The 3,636-nt window shown below is 59.8% G+C and carries 4 protein-coding genes; 2 read left to right on the plus strand and 2 right to left on the minus strand.

Features of this window, described 5'->3' with window-relative positions:
- Positions 1-33 precede the first annotated feature (33 nt).
- On the minus strand, positions 34-273 hold the full coding sequence (locus tag FEM54_RS27560; RefSeq protein WP_099550463.1) for a DUF6124 family protein: 240 nt from the start codon (positions 271-273) through the stop codon (positions 34-36).
- 324 nt (positions 274-597) lie between these two features.
- Positions 598-1,629 (minus strand): HTH-type transcriptional regulator GntR, encoded by a 1,032-nt coding sequence (gntR, locus tag FEM54_RS27565; protein ID WP_170039861.1) that lies wholly within the window; start codon positions 1,627-1,629, stop codon positions 598-600.
- Positions 1,630-1,840: 211 nt separating this feature from the next.
- Here gntR and FEM54_RS27570 point away from each other — a divergent pair, with 211 nt between their 5' ends.
- Together FEM54_RS27570 and FEM54_RS27575 are read left to right on the plus strand one after the other, a co-directional pair.
- Positions 1,841-2,374: a gluconokinase gene (locus tag FEM54_RS27570; RefSeq protein ID WP_138453752.1), complete on the plus strand. Its 534-nt coding sequence runs from the start codon at positions 1,841-1,843 to the stop codon at positions 2,372-2,374.
- 84 nt (positions 2,375-2,458) lie between these two features.
- The coding region (locus FEM54_RS27575) for a GntT/GntP/DsdX family permease (RefSeq protein ID WP_138453753.1) at positions 2,459-3,636 on the plus strand (1,178 nt) is incomplete at its 3' end.

A 3,636-nucleotide genomic window follows, 5' to 3' on the forward strand; every position in this document is an offset into this window, starting at 1 on the left:
AGCCAGCTCCCACAGGGTTAACCGAGTTAGGCTTTAGGTGCGTGGTGTTTGCTGGTCCATGGCTTTGCCGACCATCAAGACTGATAACTCGCTCAGTTGATGAATGGCGAGTGCCACGTCGCGGTGTTTGCCGGTGAGGTCATTGGACAGGTCGAGCAACAAGGTGCTGACGGAGCACACGGTTTCGTAGCTGTTGATCAGTAGGGATTCGAGGGGTGTGTCGGGTGTGAGGGTGAAGATCGTAGTTGCAGGTTTTTCAATTTCTTTGATCATTGCAGTGCTCCTGGTTTAGGAGGTCCAAAAGTGGGCTACTAAACCCGATCGCCGAGAAATTCAGCGACCGACCCACCTTAGTTTCCACCCACCCAAGCGCACAAGCCGGCGGATTCTGACGTAAGCGTAGGCAACCGGGCAAGGCGCTTACGGCAATGTCAGCCGCGTCCTACAGGCGTCCCACATCTCAAGCGAGCACGGTAAAAAAATGTGGGAGCTGGCTTGCCTGCGATAGCGGTGTGTCAGGCAACGATGTGCCGACAGGTCTACCGCCATCGCAGGCAAGCCAGCTCCCACAGTTTGATTGTGTTTGGGCTTTGAAAGTTACGTGCTTTCGCGCACCTGCAACGCAAACCCCATGTCCACCACCGGCTTGGCAATCTTGTTGCCCGCCATGATCGTCAACAAATGCTCCGCCGAGCGCCGCCCGATCGCTTCCCGTGGCGTGCTGATACTGCTCAAACGCGGCACCATAAAAGACGATGCCGGCAAGTCGTTGAAGCCCAGCACCGCCACGCGCTCCGGGACGTTGATGCCGTGTCGCATGGCCTCCAGCAGTGCGCCCTGGGCCAGGTCGTCGTTACCGAAGAAAATCGCATCCACGTCCGGATGCGCCGCCAGCAGCTGCAAAAACAACTCACCACCCAAGCCCACGGAGGAGGGGCGTGGCGTCAGCAGTTCCAGCGCCGGGTCGTACATACCCGCCTGCTGCAGGGCACGGCGGAACCCTTCACCGCGCAGCAACGTGCGCTGGTCCAACTGCGCGCCGATATACGCCAGGCGCTTGCGCCCACGGGAGAGCAAATGCGCTGCGGCTGTTTCGCCTGCGCTCAATTGCGAAAACCCCACGCAATTCACGCCCGCGTTCGGGTCCAGATCCATCATGTACACACAGGGCACATTGCTGGCCTCGACCATCCGTCGTGCGCTTTCGGTGCGATCAAACCCGGTCAGCAGCAAACCGCGTGGCTGGTAGGCCATGTAGTTGCGCAGCAGGTTTTCTTCTTCATCACGCGAATAGTGCGAGTTGCCGATCAGTACTTCAAAGCCCTTGGGCCGCAGCACTGCGTGGATGGCTTCGAGGGTTTCGATAAACAACAGGTTGGACAGCGACGGCACGATGACCACCACCGAATGGCTTTGCGCCGAGGCCAGGGCGCGAGCGGCGGGGTTGACGACGTAGTTGAGTTCGGCAGCGGCCAGTTGCACTTTTTCCACCAGCTCGGTAGCAACCGTGCTGACGCCACGCAGTGCGCGGGAGGCGGTAATGGGGCTGACACCCGCCAGGCGGGCCACTTCATTGAGGGTCGGGCGACCCGTGGTGCGCAATTTTTTATCGTTCTTGGAGGTCATCAGGCTGTTGCCAAACAAAAATCGAGGCACTAAGGTAGCGCTGTCTCCAAATGGCTGCAAATTATTGAACGTTGGGTTGCCTGATCCTGTTCAAACAGTTGGAGAGGATGCACGCGTCACTCCATAAAAATGACAAGTCGGCGCGGGAAAAGCCTGTTTTTGCACTAGCCTTACAGCGTGCAAAGGTAGCGCTATCTGCGTCCTGAGGTGTTTCATGAGTCAACCTGTTACCGCCCTGGTCATCATGGGTGTTTCCGGCTGTGGCAAGTCCAGCGTCAGCGAAGCCCTGTGCCGCCTGAACGGCGCCACCGCCATTGAAGGCGACAGCTTTCACCCCGCCGCCAATATCGAAAAGATGAGCGCCGGCCACCCCCTCAACGACGACGACCGCGCCGGCTGGCTCGATATCCTCTGCGATGAACTGCGCCGCTCGCTCAAAGCGGGCGAGCATCCGGTGCTCACCTGCTCAGCCCTCAAAAAGAAATACCGTGACCACCTGCGCGAAGCCGCGCCGGGCCTGGGGTTTGTGTTCCTGGAGCTGACCCGCGCCGTGGCCGCTGACCGCGTGTCCCACCGCCCCGGCCATTTCATGCCGGCAAGCCTGATCGATAGCCAGTTCGCCACCCTCGAATCGCCCTTGGGCGAGCCGCTGACCCTGGCGCTCAATGCCAGCGAAGACAGCGTTGAGGACTTGGCCAAGCAAACCAATGCCTGGTGGCTGCAACACGGCTTTGAACCTACTCATTAATTTTTTGCCGGAAAAGGTAGCGCTACCCCCGGCGAAAGATTCAATACCCGCTTTAATAACAACAACAAACAGGAGAGACCCCCCATGTTTGGCATGTCCCACGAGTCCTACCTGCTGCTAGACGCAGTGGTCACAATCATCGGGTTGATCGTTCTGATCACCCAATTCAAGGTGCACCCGTTCATTGCACTGATCATCGCGGCCGGCTTTCTCGGCCTGACCTCGGGCATGCCTGTGGACAAGATCATCAAGGCATTCCAGGACGGTTTTGGCGGTGTGCTTGGTTTTGTCGGCATTATCCTCGCGCTGGGCACCATGCTCGGCAAGATGATGGCCGAGTCCGGCGGCGCCGATCAGATCGCACAGACACTGATCCGTGCCTTCGGCAAAGACAAAGTCCAGTGGGCGATGATGTTCGCTGCGTTCCTGGTGGGCATCCCGCTGTTCTTCGAGATCGGTTTTGTACTGCTGATCCCGCTGGTATTTATCGTCGCGCGCCGCACCGGCGTGTCGCTGATCAAGATCGGCATCCCGCTGCTCGCCGGCCTGTCGGCGGTACACGGCCTGGTGCCACCGCACCCTGGCCCGCTGCTGGCCATTGGCGTGTTTGGCGCAGACATCGGCAAGACCATCCTGTACGGCCTGATCGTCGCACTGCCGACCGCCATTATTGCCGGGCCGATTTTCGGCACGTTTATCGCCAAGTACATTCCGGGCAACCCGTCCCAGGAACTGGTCGACCAACTGGCCCGCGAGCCAGAGTCAAAAAGCCTGCCGAGCTTCAGCATCACCCTGATCACCGTGCTGCTACCGGTGTTCCTGATGCTGCTCAAAACCTTCGCCGACGTCGCGCTGCCGGACGGCCATGCCATCCGCAACTGGATGGACATGATCGGTCACCCGATCACTGCGCTGCTGCTGGCGTTGCTGCTGTCGCTGTACACCTTTGGCCATCGCCAGGGCATTCACTCCAAGCAAATCCTCAAGCTGCTCGACGCCAGCCTCGCGCCGACCGCTGCGATCATCCTGATCATCGGCGCCGGTGGTGGTTTCAAGCAGATGCTGGTGACCAGCGGTGTGGGCGACGTGATCGGCCACATGGCGGTGAACGCGCAGATCAACCCGATTCTGCTGGCGTGGCTGGTGGCGGCGGTGATTCGTGTGGCCACAGGCTCCGCGACGGTCGCGACCATTACCGGCGCAGGCATCGTGGTGCCGGTGGTCGGGATGATTCCAGGCGTTAACCGTGAGCTGCTGGTGTT

This window comes from Pseudomonas edaphica, assembly GCF_005863185.1.
Lineage (GTDB): Bacteria > Pseudomonadota > Gammaproteobacteria > Pseudomonadales > Pseudomonadaceae > Aquipseudomonas > Aquipseudomonas edaphica.